At 53.3% G+C, this 2,500-nt stretch carries 2 tRNA genes and 2 rRNA genes (1 of these 4 cut by a window edge); all 4 read left to right on the top strand.

Annotation, left to right across the window (positions count from 1 at the left end):
- Positions 1–1,843 (top strand): 23S ribosomal RNA (locus K0H63_RS01295) (it extends 1,051 nt beyond the left edge of the window).
- 85 nt (positions 1,844–1,928) lie between these two features.
- Positions 1,929–2,004, top strand: a tRNA-Val gene (locus tag K0H63_RS01300).
- Positions 2,005–2,045: 41 nt separating this feature from the next.
- Positions 2,046–2,161, top strand: a 5S ribosomal RNA gene (gene rrf, locus K0H63_RS01305).
- 23 nt (positions 2,162–2,184) lie between these two features.
- Positions 2,185–2,261: transfer RNA gene (locus tag K0H63_RS01310), tRNA-Asp, on the top strand.
- Positions 2,262–2,500: the final 239 nt, after the last annotated feature.

The following is a 2,500-nucleotide window of genomic DNA, read 5'->3' on the forward strand; positions in this document are numbered from 1 at the left end:
GCTTAGAAGCAGCCATCATTTAAAGAAAGCGTAATAGCTCACTAGTCGAGTCGGCCTGCGCGGAAGATGTAACGGGGCTAAGCAATTCACCGAAGCTACGGGTGTGCACGATAACGTGTACGCGGTAGAGGAGCGTTCTGTAAGCCGTTGAAGGTGAAGGGGTAACCCACACTGGAGGTATCAGAAGTGCGAATGCTGACATGAGTAACGATAAAGGGGGTGAAAAACCCCCTCGCCGAAAGACCAAGGGTTCCTGTCCAACGTTAATCGGGGCAGGGTGAGTCGACCCCTAAGGCGAGGCCGAAAGGCGTAGTCGATGGGAAACGGGTTAATATTCCCGTACTTCTGCTAACTGCGATGGAGAGACGGAGAAGGCTAGGCCAGCACGGCGTTGGTTGTCCGTGTTTAAGGTGGTAGGTAGTGTGCTTAGGCAAATCCGGGCACATATATACCGAGAGCTGATGACGAGTCACTACGGTGACGAAGTGGTTGATGCCATGCTTCCAGGAAAATCTTCTAAGCTTCAGGTTAGCAGGAATCGTACCCCAAACCGACACAGGTGGTCGGGTAGAGAATACCAAGGCGCTTGAGAGAACTCGGCTGAAGGAACTAGGCAAAATGGTACCGTAACTTCGGGAGAAGGTACGCTGCTGTTGGTGACGGGACTTGCTCCCCGAGCTGACGGCAGTCGCAGATACCAGGTGGCTGCAACTGTTTATCAAAAACACAGCACTGTGCAAACTCGCAAGAGGAAGTATACGGTGTGACGCCTGCCCGGTGCCGGAAGGTTAATTGATTGGGTTATCGCAAGAGAAGCTCATGATCGAAGCCCCGGTAAACGGCGGCCGTAACTATAACGGTCCTAAGGTAGCGAAATTCCTTGTCGGGTAAGTTCCGACCTGCACGAATGGCGTAATGATGGCCACGCTGTCTCCAGCCGAGACTCAGTGAAGTTGAAATTGCGGTGAAGATGCCGTATACCCGCGGCTAGACGGAAAGACCCCGTGAACCTTTACTATAGCTTGGCACTGAACATTGACCCTACATGTGTAGGATAGGTGGGAGACTTTGAAGCGGGAACGCCAGTTCTCGTGGAGTCAACCTTGAAATACCACCCTTGTAGTGTTGGTGTTCTAACCTCGGTCCATGAATCTGGACTAGGGACAGTGCCTGGTGGGTAGTTTGACTGGGGCGGTCTCCTCCCAAAGAGTAACGGAGGAGCACGAAGGTTGGCTAAACACGGTCGGACATCGTGTGGTTAGTGTAATGGCACAAGCCAGCTTAACTGCGAGACAGACACGTCGAGCAGGTACGAAAGTAGGTCATAGTGATCCGGTGGTTCTGCATGGAAGGGCCATCGCTCAACGGATAAAAGGTACTCCGGGGATAACAGGCTGATACCGCCCAAGAGTTCATATCGACGGCGGTGTTTGGCACCTCGATGTCGGCTCATCACATCCTGGGGCTGAAGTCGGTCCCAAGGGTATGGCTGTTCGCCATTTAAAGTGGTACGCGAGCTGGGTTCAGAACGTCGTGAGACAGTTCGGTCCCTATCTGCCGTGGGCGTTGGAAGATTGAGGGGGGTTGCTCCTAGTACGAGAGGACCGGAGTGAACGAACCGCTGGTGTTCGGGTTGTCATGCCAATGGCATTGCCCGGTAGCTACGTTCGGAATCGATAACCGCTGAAAGCATCTAAGCGGGAAGCGAGCCCCAAGATGAGTCTTCCCTTGGACCTTGAGTCCACTGAAGAGCCGTCCGAGACCAGGACGTTGATAGGCAGGGTGTGTAAGCGTTGTGAGGCGTTGAGCTAACCTGTACTAATGACTCGTGCGGCTTAACCATACAACCCAGATGGGTTTCAGATGGTGTAGATAGTCTTGAAGAAACCAGACTTGATTGAAGTGACAACTCAATAGCACAGAATACCGGTCGCTTAGCTCAGCCGGGAGAGCACCTCCCTTACAAGGAGGGGGTCACTGGTTCGATCCCAGTAGCGACCACCATCATTTTCTGCGAAACGCAGCTTTCCGAATTAACAAATTTGTCTGGTGACAATAGCGCTCTGGTCCCACCTGATCCCATTCCGAACTCAGTAGTGAAACGGAGCAGCGCCGATGGTAGTGTGGGGTCTCCCCATGTGAGAGTAGGTCATTGCCAGACGCCTAATTTGGGCCTAGCCCAAAGGAGCGGTAGTTCAGTTGGTTAGAATACCGGCCTGTCACGCCGGGGGTCGCGGGTTCGAGTCCCGTCCGCTCCGCCAACTTACATGAAGCCTCGCTGGAAACAGCGGGGCTTTTTTGTATTTATAGCTCCCGAAAGTGCTGCGCACTTTGTCGCGGGCAGCCCAGTCCAACAGCGTCCCTGCTTAAAAGCCCAGTTCGGCATCCATGCCTCTCGCTCGTAAGCACATCGTTTCGCGATACTCGCCCGCCAACTAAAGACGAAAGCCTCTGCATGCTCTTGTAAACAAGAGTGCAGAGGCTTTTTTCGTTTTACAAC

This window comes from Shewanella zhangzhouensis (assembly GCF_019457615.1).
Classification (GTDB): domain Bacteria; phylum Pseudomonadota; class Gammaproteobacteria; order Enterobacterales; family Shewanellaceae; genus Shewanella; species Shewanella zhangzhouensis.